Source organism: Anaerobacillus alkalilacustris (assembly GCF_001866005.1).
GTDB lineage: Bacteria > Bacillota > Bacilli > Bacillales > Anaerobacillaceae > Anaerobacillus > Anaerobacillus alkalilacustris.
Genome location: NZ_MLQR01000031.1, coordinates 242620 through 262997, shown reverse-complemented (window position 1 = coordinate 262997; position 20378 = coordinate 242620). Strand labels below are relative to the sequence as shown.

At 34.7% G+C, this 20378-nt stretch carries 17 protein-coding genes; 14 read left to right on the top strand and 3 right to left on the bottom strand.

Features of this window, described 5'->3' with window-relative positions:
- Positions 1–435 precede the first annotated feature (435 nt).
- Positions 436–1344, top strand: a complete 909-nt coding sequence (locus BKP37_RS14070) for a metal ABC transporter substrate-binding protein (RefSeq protein ID WP_071310235.1) — start codon at positions 436–438, stop codon at positions 1342–1344.
- 234 nt (positions 1345–1578) lie between these two features.
- On the opposite strand, the gene BKP37_RS14065 is transcribed toward BKP37_RS14070, so the two are convergent.
- Together BKP37_RS14065 and BKP37_RS14060 are read right to left on the bottom strand one after the other, a co-directional pair.
- Positions 1579–2928, bottom strand: a complete 1350-nt coding sequence (locus tag BKP37_RS14065) for a sodium-dependent transporter (protein ID WP_071310234.1) — start codon at positions 2926–2928, stop codon at positions 1579–1581.
- Positions 2929–3200: 272 nt separating this feature from the next.
- On the bottom strand, positions 3201–4736 hold the full coding sequence (locus tag BKP37_RS14060) for an FAD-dependent oxidoreductase (RefSeq protein WP_071310233.1): 1536 nt from the start codon (positions 4734–4736) through the stop codon (positions 3201–3203).
- 609 nt (positions 4737–5345) lie between these two features.
- On the opposite strand from BKP37_RS14060, the gene BKP37_RS19725 reads away from it, so the two are divergent.
- Positions 5346–6560 carry a L,D-transpeptidase family protein gene (locus BKP37_RS19725; RefSeq protein WP_071310232.1) on the top strand — a complete coding sequence of 405 codons (1215 nt, stop codon included), beginning with the start codon at positions 5346–5348 and terminating at the stop codon, positions 6558–6560.
- 359 nt (positions 6561–6919) lie between these two features.
- Here the strand turns inward: BKP37_RS19725 and BKP37_RS14050 are convergent, their stop codons facing one another.
- Positions 6920–7909, bottom strand: coding sequence for a LacI family DNA-binding transcriptional regulator (locus tag BKP37_RS14050; protein ID WP_071310231.1), 990 nt, complete (start codon positions 7907–7909; stop codon positions 6920–6922).
- A gap of 355 nt (positions 7910–8264) precedes the next feature.
- On the opposite strand from BKP37_RS14050, the gene BKP37_RS14045 reads away from it, so the two are divergent.
- The 12 genes from BKP37_RS14045 to nrfD all read left to right on the top strand — a co-directional run bounded on the left by BKP37_RS14045 (position 8265) and on the right by nrfD (position 20135).
- Entirely contained in the window at positions 8265–9581 is a 1317-nt protein-coding gene (locus BKP37_RS14045) for an ABC transporter substrate-binding protein (RefSeq protein WP_084034720.1), read from the top strand.
- A gap of 174 nt (positions 9582–9755) precedes the next feature.
- Positions 9756–10643 carry a carbohydrate ABC transporter permease gene (locus BKP37_RS14040; protein ID WP_071310229.1) on the top strand — a complete coding sequence of 296 codons (888 nt, stop codon included), beginning with the start codon at positions 9756–9758 and terminating at the stop codon, positions 10641–10643.
- On the top strand, positions 10643–11470 hold the full coding sequence (locus tag BKP37_RS14035; RefSeq protein ID WP_071310228.1) for a carbohydrate ABC transporter permease: 828 nt from the start codon (positions 10643–10645) through the stop codon (positions 11468–11470). Before BKP37_RS14040 ends, BKP37_RS14035 begins: the two co-directional genes overlap by 1 nt.
- A 296-nt stretch (positions 11471–11766) precedes the next feature.
- On the top strand, positions 11767–11979 hold the full coding sequence (locus BKP37_RS14030; protein WP_071310227.1) for a hypothetical protein: 213 nt from the start codon (positions 11767–11769) through the stop codon (positions 11977–11979).
- 81 nt (positions 11980–12060) lie between these two features.
- A complete protein-coding gene (locus BKP37_RS14025) occupies positions 12061–12309 on the top strand; it encodes a hypothetical protein (RefSeq protein ID WP_139193136.1) in 249 nt (82 codons plus the stop codon).
- A gap of 91 nt (positions 12310–12400) precedes the next feature.
- Complete coding sequence (locus BKP37_RS14020; protein ID WP_071310225.1) at positions 12401–13111, top strand: glycerophosphodiester phosphodiesterase; 711 nt, start codon at positions 12401–12403, stop codon at positions 13109–13111.
- 367 nt (positions 13112–13478) lie between these two features.
- Positions 13479–13649, top strand: a complete 171-nt coding sequence (locus tag BKP37_RS14015) for a twin-arginine translocase TatA/TatE family subunit (protein ID WP_071310224.1) — start codon at positions 13479–13481, stop codon at positions 13647–13649.
- A gap of 229 nt (positions 13650–13878) precedes the next feature.
- Complete coding sequence (locus BKP37_RS14010) at positions 13879–16434, top strand: molybdopterin-dependent oxidoreductase (RefSeq protein ID WP_071310223.1); 2556 nt, start codon at positions 13879–13881, stop codon at positions 16432–16434.
- A gap of 32 nt (positions 16435–16466) precedes the next feature.
- A complete protein-coding gene (locus BKP37_RS14005; protein WP_245712529.1) occupies positions 16467–17150 on the top strand; it encodes a 4Fe-4S dicluster domain-containing protein in 684 nt (227 codons plus the stop codon).
- 41 nt (positions 17151–17191) lie between these two features.
- Complete coding sequence (locus BKP37_RS14000) at positions 17192–17827, top strand: TorD/DmsD family molecular chaperone (RefSeq protein ID WP_071310222.1); 636 nt, start codon at positions 17192–17194, stop codon at positions 17825–17827.
- 25 nt (positions 17828–17852) lie between these two features.
- Complete coding sequence (locus BKP37_RS13995; protein WP_071310221.1) at positions 17853–18950, top strand: 4Fe-4S dicluster domain-containing protein; 1098 nt, start codon at positions 17853–17855, stop codon at positions 18948–18950.
- A gap of 39 nt (positions 18951–18989) precedes the next feature.
- Positions 18990–20135: an NrfD/PsrC family molybdoenzyme membrane anchor subunit gene (nrfD, locus tag BKP37_RS13990; protein ID WP_071310220.1), complete on the top strand. Its 1146-nt coding sequence runs from the start codon at positions 18990–18992 to the stop codon at positions 20133–20135.
- Positions 20136–20378: the final 243 nt, after the last annotated feature.

The window sequence follows — 20378 nt, the reverse complement described above, 5'->3', positions numbered from 1 at the left end:
ATATTTCGTACTATAAATTCTTATCAGAGCTTTAAGTTGCTTGTCTATAAAAGTAGTTTAAAAATTTTTGTGAATAATTCTAGACAGACAAACTATCTATCTATTATAATAAAAACAAGTTTTTCCTTAAGGAAACTTATTTATCTATACGCAAAAAAAAGATACATGCACAATTTTATAATAAGCACTATAAATTAAGATAAGTAAATAAACACTTAAATATTTTACAGTTTTTGTATAAATACTTGAGTGTTATATATTTTGGGAAAATGTTTCCTTAGGGAAAGAAATTTCGTTTGAGGAAAAAGGAGGCTTGTTGAAAAGATGAAAATTACAAAACGAATATCTTCAACACTAACTGTCTATTATGCGTTGATTGGATTGTTGTTGTTAACTACGTTTTTTATTATATAAAAATTTTTAAGGAGTGAAAAAATGTTTAGTAAGAAATTTTTAGTATTCGTAAGTTTTATTTTTGTGTGTGGTTTATTAATTGTTGGATGTAGTTCAGAAGAAACGACTAAGTCAGAAGAAGATGGTTTATTTATTACAACGAGCTTTTCTGTTCTAGGTGATATAATTTCGCAAGTTACTAAAGAACGTGCTACAGTTAATTATATTGTTCCTGTTGGAGAAGAGCCACATGAATATGAGCCAACCCCAGGAGACTTTAGTAGAATAAGCGACTCATCTGTTTTTTACGTAAATGGCCTTGATTTAGAAGAATGGTTAGAAAAAGTAATTTCAAATATTTCAGATACAGATATTGTTACTCTGTCTGAAGGTGTGACAGAAATTCCGTTGGTTGATGATAATGAAGCTGATCCGCATGCTTGGTTGAGTCCAAAAAATGTAATTATTTATGTGGAAAATTTGGTTGAAGATTTAATTAAAAGAGATCCTGAAGGAGAACAGACTTACCGTGAAAATGCGGAAGCTTACATCGCTGAATTACTAGAACTTGATAATTGGATTGTTGAGCAAGTTGAGCAAATTCCAGTTGAGCATCGAGTTATTATTGTAAGTGAAAATGCTTTTAAATATTTCGGTAAAGATTATGGGTTCCATACGGAAGGAATTTGGGATATTAATTCATTAGAAGAAGGTACACCACAACAATATGCTCGTTTAAGTGATTTTGTTAGAGAAAATAATGTTCCAGCTTTATTTGTAGAATCTACAATTGACAAACGTTATATGGAAATGATCTCTAATGAAACAGGTGTTGCAATTGCTGGTGAAGTATATACTGATGCAGTTGGAGAAGAAGGTAGCGGTGCCGAAAATTACATCGGTATGATGAAAGAAAATGTAAAAGTGTTTGTTGAAGGATTAAAAAATTAATATTAATTATAGAGGGCTGACAATTGGATTGTTGGTCCTTTATATATTTTTATCAAATAATATTTCAGAAAAAATATTATTTGATAAAAATATATAAATAAACAAGAAAAGTGCAAGCGCCTTGGTCACGAGCGAAAGGCGCCTTAAGCTAGACAGTTTCCAAGTAAGAAATTTATAAATTGTGATACTGTAAAAAGCCAATCAGGCATCTGATTGGCTTCTGTGAGAACTTGATTAAAATACACCGATTGAAGCTAAAAATACTATGAAGATTGCGATAGGTGCAAAATACCTTAATATAAAGATCCAAGCATTACCTAGCAATGTATCACCAAAATCAGAAGCCTCAAGAGCATCTGATTTTTTCCAACCCCAACCAACGAATAAAGCGATTAATAACCCGCCAAGTGGGAGGAAAATATTTGATGCAATAAAGTCCATACTATCTAGAATACCAGCCCCAAAGAATGTAATATGTGACCAATTTCCTTGGCTTAGTGAAGAAGGTACTCCAATTAAAAAGATAATTCCACCGATAATAATAGTAGTTTTTTGTCTTGTCCAGTTAAACTTACGAATGAAATATGCTACTGCAACTTCTAATAATGAGACGGCTGACGAAAGAGCCGCTGCTGATAATAAGAAAAAGAAGACTCCGCCGAATAACGTACCATAAGCCATATTAGCAAAAATACTAGGTAATGCGATAAAAACAAGACCTGGTCCTTCGTCAGGTTGAATCCCGAAGGCAAAGACTGCCGGGAAAATCATTAACCCTGCAATTAAAGCAAATACTGTATCTAAGGCTGCTACGCTAGCTGCGGCACCTGGTAACTTTTCTTTTTTAGATAAGTAACTCCCGTACGTAATTAAAGCTCCCATTCCTAAGCTTAAGGAGAAGAATGCTTGTCCAAGTGCTGCTAAGTAAACATTAGGGTCGGAAAGCTTGCTCCAGTCAGGTGTGAATAGAAATGAAAGAGCATCAGACGCACCACCTAATGTTAAACTATACCCAGCAAGTATAATAACGAGAATTGCTAATAGTGGCATTAAAATCTTATTAGTTTTCTCAATTCCTTTTTTTACTCCTACGTACACAATTCCGATAGTTAAAGCCATGAAAAGAAATTGCCATAATAGAGGTTGTAATGGATTCGTAATAAAATTAAGAAACACATCAACGTACTGAGCATCATTTTCAACTGTTATACCACCGGTTAAATAATGAATGAAGTATCTGACTGTCCAACCAGCTATTACTCCATAAAAAGATAAAATGATAAAAGCAGATGCTACACCCATAAAACCAGCAAGTACCCAAGGTTTACCAGGTGCTAACTCTTCAAAAGAACCTACTACATCACTTTGAGCTCGTTTACCGATTGTAAACTCAGCCATAACAATTGGGATACCAATGAAAATAATGAAAAAGAAATATATAAGCAAAAATGCAGCTCCGCCATTTTCTCCCGTAACGTATGAAAACCTCCAAATATTTCCTAATCCAACTGCTGACCCCATTGCTGCCAAGATAAAACCTAACCTTGACCCCCACTGTTCACGGTTTGTGTCAATTTGACCCATGTTGTAAATTTCCTCCTTTAAACCGCTAAAATGTTTTTTGCCATGTAATACTATATCATATTTATCTGATATTTCTATATTTTTTTATAATAAAATTAATTTTTTTAAATAACAAATTATGGGCGTGTATATATTATTGTTTAACAATGGAAAATGTAGAAATATACTCCAAATAACAGCTTTTATAAAGCTGACCTTCAATCAGTGGGGTTTCTTCATCTCCCACCTATACTTCTCGATTTTCTTAAGTTTTGAGGGGCTCTTACTACCCCTTAAGACTGGGATAAAGTAGTCCTGTTTTCGTTTACCTTTTTTAACGGTTGATCCGCTGGTCCTTCTATGACATCCCCATTGATAGAGAAACGCGAACCGTGACAAGGACAATCCCATGATTTTTCTCCTTCGTTCCATTCCACTTCACATCCTAAATGAGTACATGATGAATCTACAATGTGTAAATGTCCACTATCATCACGGTAAGCACCACATTTTTTACCATTTATATTTACATGAGTTCCTTCCACTGTTTTAACCTCTTCAGGGTGCTTGTTTTTAATATCAATTTTTCCTTTGATAAATTGTAGAGTCACATCAGTATTATGCTGAACAAATTTTTTAATGGAAGGGTCTGCCTTAAACTTTGATGGTCTAAAAAGATCTTCATATGGATGAGTACCTTTGATAATAAGATCGGTTAGTATCATCGCAGCCGCTGTTCCATTTGTCATGCCCCATTTGCGGTAGCCAGTAGCTATAAATATATTTTTACTTTCAGATGTAATGTGACCAATGTATGGAACTTTATCTAACGTATATAAGTCTTGTGTTGACCACCGATACTTAATGTCTGAAACTCCAAGGATTTTTTCACCAAAGGTAGCTAAAGCTTCATAGTGTTTCATTGTATTAATACCATGACCGGTTTTATGGCTTTCACCACCAATGAGAAGAAGGTTGTTCATACTTCGGACTGAGCGCTTCGGAGTTTCCAAACTTAAGTACATTCCCCCTGGAAAAGGTTTATTATTTTTAAAAGCAACGACATAGGACCTTTCAGCGTACATTCTTGTAAAATAATAACCACCACCGTCATAGAAAGGAAAGTGGGAACAAGAGATTATCTGTTTATTCGTAATTTTTTTACCATTACGAGTAATTACTTTTGGAGACACTCCTGTTTCTACATCGACAGCTGTTGTATGTTCATAAATATCGCCACCATTGTCGATAATCGATTGAACAAGAGGAAGTAAGTATTTTAATGGGTGAAATTGGGCCTGCTCTTCCATTAAGATTGCTTTAATCATTGGTAAGGGAAGTGGCGTTGTTTCGACTAGTTTTCCTGAAATATTTAACTTTTCATATGCTTTTGCTTCTTTTTCTAACTTTATAAGTTCACTATTTGTATTAGTATATATGTAGGCATTGTGTTCTTCGAGATTACAGTTTATATTTAGCGTTTGAATTGTATTTTTAATAAATGCCCGAGCTGCATCATTAGATTGGTAATACATCTTCGCTTGTTCTACTCCGAAATGTTGGATTAGTTCGTCATATATCAGTCCATGTTGAGCTGTTATTTTCGCAGTTGTATGTCCGGTTGTTCCAGATAAAATTCTGCCAGCATCAATTATTGTAACTTTCACCCCATTAAGACTAAGTAAATAGCCTGCTGTAATCCCTGTAATCCCTCCACCTACAATGGTAACATCTGTACTTATGTCCGTTTCTAAGCTTTTAAAATGTGGAATCTCTAAATCATTTTGCCAATATGGCTCTGGTACTTGAGGCCATTTGCTATTCGTCATGTTTTCACTCTCCAAAAACTAATCACTACGTCTATTTTTTCCAAAATAACTAAAATAATGTTATGAAATTCAAGATTTTAATAGGGAGTTTAAAATTAGGTGGGAAATGACTTATAGTTTGTAAAAATTAATCAAATTTTTTTGTGCTTAAGGGTCATAGACCCCCACCTCTAAGCGTAGCGTAGGTGGGAACTTCCATTCAGGTGGAGTTGGGACTCCATCTGAATTTCCGATGTTCTAGCGAAGCTAGAACGAGTTCTCTCTAGGCTTTCTAATTATGCAACTGGAGAGAAACTAAAATTTACAAAACAATATCAGTTTGAATGATGGATTTCAAATGCTCTTCAGTTCTAATACCTATTAAATCAAAAATAGTGGGGAAAAAACTAAAAAAAATTTTATGACGATAGTCCTTGCTAATTTAATAGATAAATAATGAATTAGTCATAGTTTTATAAAATAAGATAATCTCTAGTACTAGAGATTATGGTGTGTTTTATTGTTTTGTCAGTCCCATTTTGACAAAAACAAAAGAAATGGTGGGTTAAATATGACATAATTGTTGAGATTTCGAAAGTTTAAAAAAGAGAAGGGAGAAGCCAGGAGCCAATGCAAGATCAATTTAATCGAGGATATACTTCACGGAAAAAAAGAAAAAGACCAAAAAAGAATTCATTCATTTTTCCCGCTATTACTATAGTTATTTCCGTTTACTTTTTAGGTGTTTATACAAGTGATTTCATCACTTCAATAAAAGCAAATTACAAACTGCCAGTATTAATAGAAAAGAAAGAAGATGCTGAAGACGTTTCTAAAAGTCAAGATGACCATGTTCATACTATTGAAGAAGCACCACTTGATGAGTTAAACGAAATGAGTCTTGAAGCTTCCGTATTTCTAGAAAGTGTAAATGATACACCACCTAAACAGAGTGTTAAAAATCAAAATATTTATCACAGTGAAGAAAAAGAAACTGTCAATGGTACAGTTATGAAAACAGAAACAATATTAGAAACGAATAATAGGGAACAAAATCGTAACATCCAACCAGAAGAAGAGCCATCTATAGTTAAACCAGTTGCTCAAAAGATAGTCAGTCACGTCGTTCAACCAAAAGAAACATTGTATAGTATTACGATGAAGTATTATTTAGATAGTAGTTATAAAACAAAGGTGGCAAGTTTTAATGGGATTACTAGCCCTTCTACTGATATTCAAGTTGGTATGCATCTAGAGCTTCCTGACCCACTGATCCTCGCCTTTCATGAAGTGAAACAAGGAGAAACACTCTTTAGCATTACAAGGCAGTATTATCAAGCATCTATATATCAGGATAGACTTGCTACGTATAATAGTATTATAGATCCAACAAAAGATATAAAACCTGGATTAGTGTTATCGATTCCAAACTTTTCTGTTATTAAGGAGCCGTCCAAACGATCATACAGCATTTTAATTAATAAAGGCGAAAATACACTTATCGTTTACCAAGATAATAAACAAGTGAAGAGGTTCCAGGTTGCTACTGGGAAAAGTCCTTCTCTAACACCTGAAGGAACATTTAAAATTGTAAATAAAATTGAACCTTGGTATATCACTAGTGACATTCCTGGTGGTGACCCAAATAACCCGTTAGGTAGCCACTGGCTTGGCTTAGATGTACCGGGAACGAATGGGTCTACATACGGTATTCATGGTACAAATAACCCAAATTCAATAGGTAGTTATGTAAGTAAAGGCTGTATTCGTATGCATAATACCGATATTCAATGGCTTTATAATCATATACCGACTAATACAATCGTAATTATTGAAGGAAATTAACAAGAAAAGCGCAAGAGCCTTGGTCACGAGCGAAAGGATCTTTGGCTTCCGCGTGCTTCTGCGTCTAACTGCAATGCTTCGAAGTAGGCTTCCACGAAGCATTGTTTCGTGCGACGAGTAATCGCAGGAGCAATTGTTTTTCGTGCGACGAGTAATCGCAGGAGCAAAGCTGCATGAAGCTAATCGACGAAGGATCTCAAGCAGTAATTGAAGTCAGTAACTTGACTGAAGTGACCGAGCTTGTAGGCTGCTTGCGCTAGACAGTTTCCAAGTTAGAAATTTATAAATTCTGATTATATAAAAAATCAATCTCTTAAATTTTAGAGATTGATTTTTAAAATTTTAATGCCCGTTTGAAATCAAGTAGTTTGTCCTTTAATAAGTTTGACATCAACAACGGTATTATTGATTGTATCTTTATCTTTGTTTTCGATCATATTGATAATAGTCGAACTTAATACTTTACCTAAGCGATTTGTTGGCTGAGAAATGGTTGTCAGCTTTGGTGTTTGCAACATTCTTGTGAAGCTATGATAATCGTACCCAACTATTTTTAGTTGTTCAGGGACTTTGATGCCATTTTCAGTTGCGAAAAGATATAGTGCATAAGCTACAATGTCATTACTACAAAAAACACCATCGTATTTTGGGAGGTTTTCTGAAATCTTATTTTTAATTAAGTTATTAAAATACTCAAAAGTCAAATTATCATTTGATCCCTCAATAACCTCATAATGTACATTGTGCTTCATGCAACTAAGTTTAAAAGCATCTGCACGACGATTGGCTAGTAAATCTAGCTTTAATGGTCCAGAGATGTGTAACAAACTTTTACAACCTAATTCAATTAAGTGTTCTGTAGCCAATTCGCCTCCTCGAAAGTTATCGCAGGCAACATAAGGAAATTGATTTGAAATTATGCGGTCAAAAGTTACGATTGGAAAACTTACTTGCTTATAAGCATCCACATCTAATGTATGGCTGCACATAATAATTCCATCAACCCTGTTTTCACTTAACATATTTAAGTAACGAGCTTCTTTTTCAGGTTGGTCTAGTGAATTACAAATGAGGATTTTATAATTTTTTTCATTTGCATACATCTCTACATATTTAATTAATTCTGAGAAAAACGGGTGATTCGAGTCAGGAACAATCATTCCTAATATATAGGATTGGCTTTTCTGAAGAGCTCTAGCAATTTGATTTGGAGAATAATTCATTTCCGCCATAGCTTCTTCAACTTTTTTTCTCGTTTCTTTACCGATATAACCACGATTATTTAATACTCGTGAAACAGTAGTAACTGAAACGCCTGCTCGCTCTGCAACATCTTTTATATTAGCCACTAGTAGAAATTCCTTTCTTTGAGTACATATTTCTAAATAAGTTCGTATATTTTTTTAAAAATTAATGTAAGCGTTTCTGGCATTACTATATTTATTATAACAACCACATGAAAACCTTACTATAAATGAAGATAAAAAAATTTGTTGAATAAAAAAATTAACTATTAAATTCCCAAAATACTTATTCTGAGTTAAGTGATGAAAGATAATGATCAAAAAACTGAAAATATGAAATTTTAGCAAAAGAAATAAAAAATTTGTATGAAAACGTTTGACATATTAAGCGCTTTCATAGTATCATACTAATTGAAACCGGTTCCAAAAATCCGAAAAAATTCAAGGGGGATTATTTATAATGAAAAAACTTTTATCACTTTTAGTAATAGTTGCACTTTTGGCATTAGCTGCTTGTGGTGGAAATGATGATAAATCATCAACACCAAACGATTCGGAAACTAAAGGTAGTACAAGTAAAGCAAAAGAAATTTCTATCTTTTTAGGTAAACCAGAGATTGCACAAGAATTTGAAGCTGCTATTGCAGACTTTTCAAGCGAAACTGGTATAAAAGTAACAATTATTCCATTAGCTGGTGGAAACGCATATGAAAGAATGACATCGCTTTATTCTTCTGGTAATGCGCCAACAATTATGATGATGGCACAGGAATTTGATGTATTTAAAGATAGATTACTAGATTTATCTGATCAACCGTGGGTAGAAACAGTTCAAGAAGGTATGACGGATTTTGTAACTATTGATGGATCTGTATTCGGTCAACCGACTACTGTAGAGGCATTCGGTTTTATCTATAACAAAGCTATTCTTGATCAAGCTGTAAATGGAGATTTTGATCCGACAACAGTTAGAACACATGATGACTTTAGAAGCTTATTAGAGCAGTTAGATGCATTAGAAGGGGTTGACCCAATTCATGTATCACCGATGGATTGGTCCTTAGGAGCTCATTTAACAAATCCTTTATTTGCATCACAATCAGCTGATCGTGATGAGCGCCATCAATTTATGCAAGATATGTTAGATGGCAACGTTTCCATATCTGAAAATGATGTATTTAATGGTTGGTTAACAACATTTGATTTAATAAAAGAATTTAATTCGAATAAAAATGCACCTTTAGCTGCTCAATATGATGATGGGGCATTAGCATTAGCAAATGGAAAAACAGGAATATGGTTTATGGGTAACTGGGCTTACCCACAATTACACGAAATTGCTCCTGAAGGGGAATTTGGGTTCCTACCTGTACCAATAAGTAATGATTTATCTGAGTTTGGAAATAAAGAAATTTCAGTTGGAGTACCTTCATATTGGGTAATCGATGCGTCACAATCTACAGAAGACCAACAAGAAGCTGCTAAGGAGTTTCTTAACTGGTTAGTAAGTTCTGAAAGTGGGCAAGAACATTATGTAAATGAATTTAAATTTATACCTGTTTTTGATAATTTCACAGTAAAACCAGAGGATTCACTATCACTATCAGTTTTAAGTTATATGGAAGGAAATTACACATTAGAATGGATGAACTTATATTATCCTGCTGATGGTTGGCCTTCAATGGGAGCTGCAATGCAAAAATACCTTTCGGATAATTCTGATAGAGAAGGTTTAATTCAAGAATTTGAAGATTACTGGAAAAACGCTGGGGAATAAACGGTTTAATTGTGGGATGAGCAGAATACAGCTTATCCCACTACTATATTTTTTTGATCTGCTTGGCGTAAAGCATCTGGTATTCAGAGAACGGATGTTTTGCGATGAGCAAGTTGCTCTCATTTTTTAGCTATTAAATCTAGAATAACATATGAAGTAGATGGAGGTCCTAGAATGTACAATGAAAAAAAATTAGTAGATAAGTTAAAGGTAGTCGGTACGTTTGCTTTAATACCTCTTTTTGTATTCCTAGTTGTTATGATTTTTCCTTTACTACTAGGAGTTGCGATGACTTTTACTACTTGGACTGGCTTTTCGGGTTCATTATTAGAATTCAGAGGTTTTGAAAATTATGTGATAGCTTTTTCAGATTCAGGATTTTGGGACTCAATGAAAATTACGTTTAAATACGTAGTCTATACGTTAGTCTTAACTAATGTGATTGCCTTTGGGCTAGCGTTACTCGTAACAAGTGGAATGAAAGGGCAAAACTTTTTTAGAATGGGCTTTTTTACACCAAACTTAATTGGTGGCATTATTTTAGGTTTCATTTGGCAATTTATTTTTACAAGAGTTATCGTCCACTTTGGTGAAGCAACGGGGTTATCTATTTTTTCTTATTCATGGTTAGCTGTTCCTGAAAAAGCTTTTTGGACACTTGTAATTGTTGGGGTATGGCAAAGCTCAGGTTATATGATGTTGATTTACATTGCAGGATTAATGGGAATTAATAAATCGTTGCTTGAAGCTGCTGATTTAGATGGAGCTAACGCTTGGCAACAAATGGTGAAAATAAAAATTCCATTAATGATCCCAGCGTTCACGATAAGTTTATTCTTAACATTGCAACGTAGTTTCTTAGTTTATGATACGAATCTTTCGTTAACTAGTGGTGGTCCGTTTCGATCGACAGAATTAATTGCGATGCACGTATACAATGACGCATTTCTTTATCAAAATTTCGGTTCTGGTCAAGCGAAAGCATTTATTCTTTTCATTATCGTCGCAGCAATTGCCATTACTCAAGTTAGAATTATGAAGAAAATGGAGGTTGAAGCATAATGAAAAAGAGGAGAAAAATAAAATCAATCATTTTACTAACTCTTTCAGTTGTTCTATTTATTTTATATTTTTTCCCATTTGCCTTAGTTTTTATTAACTCATTTAAAGACCGTTTAGATATTGTTAGTAATCCGTTGGCACTACCGAAAGCACTATCATTTGAAAATTATATTTCTGCTTTTCAGACAATGAATTTTATGTCGGCATTATGGAATTCAATATTAATTACAGTAATTTCGGTTTTATTAATCATTGTATTTTCTTCGATGCTAGCTTATTTTCTCGTGAGATGGAAATGGAAAATGAATGGTGTGATTTTGCTGTTATTAGTAGCGTCGATGATTATTCCTTTCCAAGCTTTAATGATTCCTTTCGTATCGATTTATGGAAATTTAGGCTTGCTAAACAGTAAATGGATGTTAATGTTCTTTTATTTAGGCTTTGGACTAAGTTTAGCAACATTTATGTATCATGGATTCATGAAATCTATTCCAGTAGAGCTTGAAGAAGCTGCATTAATTGATGGTGCTTCAAGATTACAAGTTTTTTGGTTAGTCGTATTCCCAATGTTAAAGCCGATTACGGTAACAATAGTTATATTAGATGTCCTATGGATATGGAATGACTTCTTACTACCGTCATTAGTGTTAGTTTCAGAAGGAAATCGAACAATTCCATTATCAACATATTATTTCTTTGGACAATATACATCTAGTTTTGGGCCTGCCATGGCGGGACTTATCTTAGCAATGATACCGATCGTTATTTTCTTTATTATTTTGCAAAAACAAGTAATTAAAGGTGTTATCGATGGAGCAATAAAATAATCAGACGAAGTGGCACAATAAGTAAAAAGAATTAATGAGAAATTAAAGTTTGATTGTTATATTTCGTAGACCAAATTAAATAGAGGTGAAAAAATGAGGGTACCTTTAGTTGTGTTTAAAGGTACCCTTAAAAATTTGTAAAAGTAAAGTTCTGTAGAAAGGTTTATTTATGGGCTTTTCACGAAACGACTATTATATACTTGCAGGAATGGTTGTAGTATCTCTATAATAGTTTTAGAAAAAGTGATTCGAGTTTCATGATAATAAAAATATGATGTAATTAAGGAGACAATTGAATGAAGAAAAAAATCTTAGCAGTTTTTGTTCTATTGCTTGTTGTAGTAATTGCTGGCTGTAATGGTAGCGAAGAACAAGATAGAGTAGAGACAGAGCCATTAACTTTTAGTAAAGATGCCTTTAATATTTCTCTTTTAGATACTTCTGAAAATTTTGTTAATATTAATCCTGAAGGAAAAACAATTTATGCATACTTTACTGGTGTTGGCTGACAAATTTGTATCACTCAGCTAGTTGAGCTGAATAAACATAGTGAAGATGAATTACAGGGTGTAAAAATTTATGGAATTAGTTTGTCAACTCCTGAAGAACATGCTTATTTACAGGAGGTATTTCCTCTTGACAATTTCGAGTTTTTGACGGATTACCAAGGTGAATTTGGTCAGAAATTTGGTTTTCTTGATTTAGATGGAAATCAGGTTGTTGGGTACGAAAGAGGTTATGTAGGTGTTAATCCAGAAACCGAAAACATGGTCGTGGAAATTGACTACTTAATTGGAGAGAAGATTAAGGAAGTATTAAAAAAAATGGAAGAACTATAATGGCATCAAAAAGCGGTAACGAAAGTGTTACCGCTTTTTGCGCGACGTGAGGGACGAAAGGGCATTTACTTTAATGAGGAGTGATAAAAGCATGAATCCAATTATGGCTCATAGAGGTTGGTCCAGCAGGGCACCTGAAAATACTCTAGCTGCAATTAAGTTGGCTATTGATGAAAGGTGGATCCAATCGATTGAATTGGATGTTCAGCTAACGAAAGATGGTGTACCTATCATTATTCATGATTTTCGTTTGGAGAGAACGACAAATGGAGTTGGTTTTGTAAAAGATATATCTTTTAAACAGCTGCAAAAGCTAGATGCTGGATTATGGTTTTCACCTAAGTACCAAGGTGAAAAAATCCCTACTTTGGAAGAAATACTTCAGCTATGTAAGGGGAAGAAACGTTTAAATCTTGAATTAAAAACAGCAGGTAATATGTACGAAGGCTTGGCAAACAAAGTTGTTCAGTGCGTTGAAAATATGAACATGGACAAAGAGGTTGTAATAACGTCCTTTGATCATAAGGAAGTAAGAAGGGTAAGAGAACTTTCTTCATTCATTGAAACAGGTATAATTATTGTAGGTAACCCAACCTTACTTAATGAACAGCTGGAGCATGCCGGGGCTAATACAATTTCTATCTCATTTCCCTTTTTAACGAAGCCTTTTGTAGAAAAGCACCTAATAAAAGGAAGGAAGATCGTTGCTTGGACGCCAAATTCAGCTCAAGAAATCGAATATGTTAAACGGCTGTCAGGAAAAATAGAGGTTTGTACAAATTTTCCCGAGAGAGCATTATGAAAAGAAAGGGTATATATCTAGCTGAAAATATGAAATGTTTGTGACTTTTGCTCAATATCAATGGGAAACAAAGAAATCCTTACACATCAAATGTTGTATTAACAACATTTACGAGTGTAGGGATTTTTTTAGTCACAATTACGTTTTTTCCCTACAAGCGGTATCCGTTTTTCTGATAGAGAAAAAGGTTCTAGATCATGCAAAATGAGATTATCAGAAAGGTGAGCACGACCAACCTAACCTTTTCCAAGTATATAAAGTATGAGTTTGTTTGTGCAATGTTTCACAGGTGATTGCGTAATATTGCATGTTAGTCCCGAGGAGAGGAAAAAGAAGGTAAATAATTAATATTGAGGAGGCGTTTCACATTTTAACCAACATCGGAATTCCAGGGTTGATATTGGTCTTAGTAATTGCACTAATCATTTTCGGTCCGAAAAAACTCCCAGAAATGGGTAGGGCAGTAGGTGATACGTTAAAAGAATTTAAGAAATCTACAAGAGAGTTAACTGCTGATGATGTCGAGGAAAAGAAGTAGAGAAAAAACTACTTTGGTATGAAACTACGATAAGCTAGACAGTTTCCAAGTTAGAAATTTATAAATTCTGATTATATAAAAAATTAATAAATGATTAGATTTATTAAAGAGTTTACAGCTAACTTTACTAGAGATTTATTGTTGAGAAAGTCACTTATAAAAATAGATCTAAATAAAGCATAAGCTATGAAGTTAAAGACTTCTTTATGAATTAATGGAGGTGGTATTTGTGAAAGTTAATAGAAGAAATTTTATTAAATTATCAGCTGTAAGTGGTCTTTTTGTAGCAGGGGCAAGTCAAACAAAGCCTATGTTGAATGCATTTACGAAAAATACTGAAGCTGCAGCTAAAAACGAACCACAAGGTGAATGGATTGCAAGTACTTGTCAAGGCTGTACAGCTTGGTGTGCGGTTCAAGTGTATCGTATCAATGGAAGGGCCACTAAAGTAAGAGGAAACCCAAATGCAAAAGCAAATCATGGACATTCCTGTGTTCGTTCACACCTTGCTCTTCAACAAGTGTATGATCCAGATCGTGTAAAACAACCGATGAAGAGAACGAATCCAAAAAAAGGTAGAGATGAAGATCCTGGTTTCATACCAATCTCTTGGGAAGAAGCAATGGATATAATCGCAGATAAAATCATGGATCTTCGTAAAAGAAATGAAACGCATAAGTTTTCAGTATGGCGCGGACGTTATACCGCACTTAACGGTATTCTTTACGGGAATATGCCAAAGATTATTGGTACACCAAATAATGTTTCTCACTCATCGATCTGTGCGGAAACAGAAAAACATGGCCGTTACTATACAGAAGCGTATTGGGGATATGCCGATTATGACCATGAAAATGCTTTTTACGAGTTAATGTGGGGAGCTGACCCAATTGCCTCAAACCGTCAAGTACCTCATACTGCAAGCTTATTTGGTAAATTAAAAGATCAAGCGAAAATAGCAGTAGTTGATCCAAGGTTATCAACTACTGCAGCCAAAGCAGATGAGTGGTTACCGGTTATCCCAGGTGAAGACGGAGCGTTAGCGATTGCGATTGCACACGTATTATTAACGGAAGAACTTTGGTATAAGCCATTTGTAGGAGATTTTAAAGATGGTGTAAATCGTTTCGTAGCGGGTCGAACTGTTAATGAAGAAGATTTTGAAGAAATCCAAACATACGGATTAGTCAAATGGTGGAACATCGCTCTTAAAGATGCAACTCCAGAATGGGCTGCTGAGCGCAGTGGAATTCCAGCAGAACAAATATATCGAGTGGCAAGAGACTTCGGTCGTGCCGCACCGAGAGCAATTTCTTTCATGTCACCCGGCTCGAATATGGTCGTTCGTGGTGGATATACGGCACAAGCAATGGCAGCTTTAAATGGATTAGTAGGATCAGCTGATAATGTTGGAGGAGTAATTTGTGGTGGCGAAAGCTGTCCAGTAAATAGTTTCCCAGACTTTGAGAAATATATAGATTCTATTGCTGCGAATGGTAATAGCATGCCACGTGCTGATTTTGGCGGAAGAAAATTAGAAATGCCAGCGATGAATGCAGGTAATTCTGGTGGGATCAAGCCAACAAATACAATAGCAGACTCAATATTAAACGAAGATCCATATAGTTTGGAAGTAGTGATGAGCTACTGGACGAATTTCAACTATAGTAATCAGGGAACAGATCGTTGGGATGAGGCATTGGCCAAATTACCATTTATGGTACACATGACATTAAACCCAGCAGAGCAAACACACTTTGCCGATATTGTCTTGCCTGTACCACACCACATGTTTGAGCGTTTGAGTGCTGTTCGTGGAAGTAATGGTAATTTATACAGACATTGTCATATTCAAAATGAAATTATCGAGTCACCTTTTGACGTAAGAATTGATGAAACAGAGGTTCCGTGGATGCTAGGTGAAGCATTAGAAAGAAAAGGCTTCTCTAACCTTATTGATTATTTCCGCAACGAGTTTGTGGATCCAGAAACGGGTAAAAAACCTACAAATGGAAAAGAATTTAATGAAATTGCAACAAAAATATATACTCAACCATTATGGGATCCAACAATTGAAAAACAAGGTGATGTCATTAACGGCTGGGAAGAGTATAAAAAGATTGGAACGTGGAACTCAATTCCTTATCGTTTCCGTCAAAAATGGAACGGTAACTGGGGAACTGAAACAGGACAGTTTGAATTCTATAGTGAGACATTAAAGAAAGCCTTAGAAGCCCATGCAGAAAGACATAATGTAAATGTAGATAAAGTGATGGAAGCAACAAATTATACCGCACGGGGAGAGTTAGCGTTTGTTCCTCACTACGAACCAGCCTACCGTGTTGGGGATGAAAATGAATATCCACTTATTTTCTCTGATCACCGTTCAAAATTAAATCGTGAAGCTCGTTCAGCTAATACCTCATGGTATCAAGAATTTAAAGATGCTGATCCAGGTGATGAAGCATGGGACGATGTAGCGAAAATTAATCCAATTGATGCGAAAAAGCTTGGGATTGAAAATGGTGACATGATTAAGATTACTTCAGCAACAGGCTCAATCACTGTTAAAGCAAAGCTATGGGAAGGTACTCGTCCAGGTGTTGTAACGAAGTGTTACGGTCAAGGCCACTGGGCTTACGGTCATATCGCATCTCTAGATCGTAAAAAGCAAATTGCTCGTGGAGGAAACAATAACACAATTTTAGCACCTGTTCATGAAGCACTAAGCGGAAGTGGTGCAAGGCATGGTGGCCAATCAAGAATTAAGATAGAAAAAGTTTAATAGAACGTTAAAAACGTACGGAGGTGACGGTTGTGGCTAAAAATTATGCAATGGCAATTGACCTACAATCATGTATTGGTTGTGCAGCATGTTCAGTTGTATGTAAAAATGAAAACAATACAGAACCAGGCATGAATTGGTCTCATCACATTCATACAACTACGGGTAAATTTCCAAATGTAAAATATGAATATATTCCAACATTATGTAATCATTGTGAAAATGCCCCATGTGTGAAAGCTTGTCCAGTAAAAGCAATGTATAAAGACGAAAATGGGTTAACTTTACACAACGCGGATAAATGTATCGGTTGTAAAAGCTGTATGGCATCCTGTCCTTATGGAGTTATCTGTTTTAATAAGAAAGATCCACACCAATATTGGAATGAAAAAGAAGCGTGGAGTGAATTATCAGCGACACCTGCTGAAATTAAAGAGAAAATTGGTACACCAATCCCTTATTATAATCCTGAGCGTAATTTTAATTATGAAGCCATTCGTTACCGTGGGATTGTTGAAAAATGTCAACTTTGTGATCATCGGCTAGATCGTGGTGAACAACCATATTGTGTTACTCGCTGTCCAGCAGAAGCGAGATATGTAGGAGATTTAAATGATCCAAACGATAAAATTCATGAACTATTAAGGCATGATCATAAAGGGTTACGAGAAGATCTTGGAACAAAACCAAAAGTATTTTACTTAAGAAGCTTCTAAAATAAACAAACTAACTAGAATAGTAGGGGAAGTGACTAAGTATGGGAGAGAAACTAGGAATTTTTCAACATAAGGCAAACCTTTATAAAGTGTTGTCTGAATTATTTAACAAGCCGAATCAGGATTTGCAAGTGTTGTTCGAACCATTAAGAAATAGTCTACAAACTCTTTACCCTGACCTTGTCACAGACGGTAAAGAGCTAGAGAATGAGTTCAATAGAATATTTGAACAAGATGAAGAATTAACAACATTAGCAGTAGAACATGCAAAATTGTTTATTGGTCCTTTTGATGTACTTGCACCACCCTATAGCTCTATTTATCTAGAAAATGGACGTCAGATTCAAGGGGAATCCACCAGGTACGCTGAGCAAATGTATCAAGAAGCTGGCATTGTCATGTCAAAGGACTTCAAGGATGTTCCTGATCACATTAAAGTTGAGCTTGAGTTTATTTATTACCTTTACTTTCAATATGTTCAAACGAATGAACTGTCGTTTCTAAACTTACTGGCGAAGTTTATTCATACTCATTTAAGTAGGTGGATACTACCGTTTAAAGAACAAATAAACAAAAGAGGAAATCTAGATTTCTATAAAAAACTAGTAGATTTAACTGCTAAAGTAGTTATGTGTGAACGTGAAGAATTACATCCACAAACATCATTAAATTATTAATATTTAGGAAAGGGGCGAACTACGAATGTGGAGTAAGTTTCTATTAAAGCGAATGATTGATAAAAGTTTTGTTCGTTTAAGTGAAAGTCGCTGCCTGAGAAACCGTAATAAACATTCACAATGTTCTTTATGTGAAGAAGTTTGCCCCCAACCAGCTATAAATATTACAGATGGAAAGTTAACGTTTGATAGCTCTAAGTGTAGCAACTGTCGATTATGTATACATGTATGTCCGACAGAAGCGTTGAATTATGAATTTGAACAGCTCCATAAATATGAAAAAAAAATTCAAAACTGTGAAAGTGTTTGTTTCTCATGTGAAGAACAAGGTGACCCTAGTACAGATGTAATCCTACCGTGTGTCTCTTCGCTTAGACCTGAAATGTTAATGATAGGAACTTTGTATGATAAAAAGATGCAAATCTTATGGAATGAGAAGCGGTGTCTTTCCTGTAAGTCTAACTGGACCCACAAACGAGATTTAAGTTGGATAAAAGAATGGAATGATAGTAATATCTCGGAATGTACTGTTGAAGTCATTGATAATAAAGACGCAAGAATAGCTTCTAAACGGAAAGTATCAAGAAGAGAATTATTCTCTTTATCAAAAAATAAAACGAAAGATCAAATATCACATCTTGTTTTTGACTCTTTTGATCAGTCTAGTAATCTTAGGGATAAACTTTCGTTAACGGACCGAAGGAAGTACTTATTATCTTGCATAAAGAAAAAATATAGTACAGGGAATATACCAGATAAGATCGCTAAAAAGCTAGGAATCGTGAAATTAGAAGTTACTAGCAACTGCCAGTTATGTCGGAAATGCTCAGCTACATGTCCAACTGGAGCACTTAAATTAGAAGAAACAGAGGAAAAAACCTCGCTACAATTTCAAGCGCAGTATTGCATTGATTGTGATATTTGTGAAAATGTCTGTTTAGAAATTCGTAAAAGCTCAATTAATTTTGAAGAAATCCGAAAAAGTATATTGCTTTACGAAACAAAATTAAATGAGTGTCCTGGATGTGGGGATAAAAAAATAGAAACAAAAACGTATTGTGAAGAGTGTAATGTAAAACAAGTGCGGAAAGGCATTCTTTATCAAAACGGGGAATTTGAGTAATTGGCACTGTCCAATTAAATAATAAGGAGGGAACTAACAATGACAGCCAAACAATTGACAAAAGGCTTACCTGTCGTAATCCTTGCTAGTATTGTTCTAGCTATCGGGATATATAGTATGGGAAACACAATCGTTCAAGGTCAAGTAGTGTTTGGATCTACTGATCAAGTACCTTGGAACATTTTAATCGTAGCCTATGTATTTTTAGCTTTAGCTGCTAGCGGAATGTGTTTAGTATCAACATTCGGCCATGCATTAGGATTTAAAAGATTTGAGATTATTAGTAAAAGATCTCTGTATTTAGCTATTTCAGTATTACTACCTGCTTTACTAGTCCTTGCAATGGATTTAGGAAGGTTGGATCGTGTGTTTTATTTTATTACTTCACCTAATCTACAAGCGCCAATGTGGTGGATGGGTGCAACTTATGGAATATATGTAGTTGTATTACTATTTGAATTTTTCTCGGTACAAACAGGGAACGAAAAAGCAGTTAAAGTAGCATCATATATAACTCTTTGTGGAGCAGTTGCAGCGACAAGTATTTTAGGTGGGATCTTTGCTGTTGTTATTCAACGCCCACTTTGGTTTGGAGGAGCAACATCAGTTTATTTCGTACTCTCCGCGTTAATAACTGGAATTGCAACGTTATTAATTGCAACAGTATTAACCTATAAAGTAGCTAAAGATGAGGTAAACTTACAGTTACAAGAAGTATTAAGTTATTTAGGGAAAGCAATGGCTATTTTATTAGCAGTAGCTTTAGGTTTTCATGCATGGCGATTAATCACATTGTTCTATGTAGGTTCAGAGAACTTTACGATGATTTTAAATGGAACATATTCAGTTGCTTTTTGGGGTGTCGTCATTGCTTTAGGTCTAGTAATACCAATTTTTATGCTAATGAAGAATAGAACACCAGGAAAGTTAGTTTTAGCAGGACTTCTAGTTTTAGTAGGAATGTTTGTAGATAAATATATTATGGTTATCGGAGGGCAACTTGTGCAACCATACGGAGAAGTGGCTATCTACACTTCTACCTTTACAGAATGGGCAATCATTGCTGGTGGAATAGCAGCCGCAGTCCTCATTTACATGTTTGGAGTAAAGAAATTCTCCTTAGATGCTTACGGTCATGAAGATACGAAGGTTATCAGAAGTGCGAATCCATCTAAAATCGGATAACTTAGAAAGTAAAAATTTTCGAAAGGCTGTTGGTATTTGACCGACAGCTTTTTTATTTTTTTACCATATCGATCTCAATGGATACAGTTTGAATAAAATGGTATTGCTTCCATTTGAAATCTAACCGTTTGGTGACAATTACATAAAAAAACTTTTTTAGTACATCAAAATGTATAATAGAATGATGAGATAAATATTAATCTTTAAATAAATTTAATTTTAAAATAAGAATTCTAGGGGGGA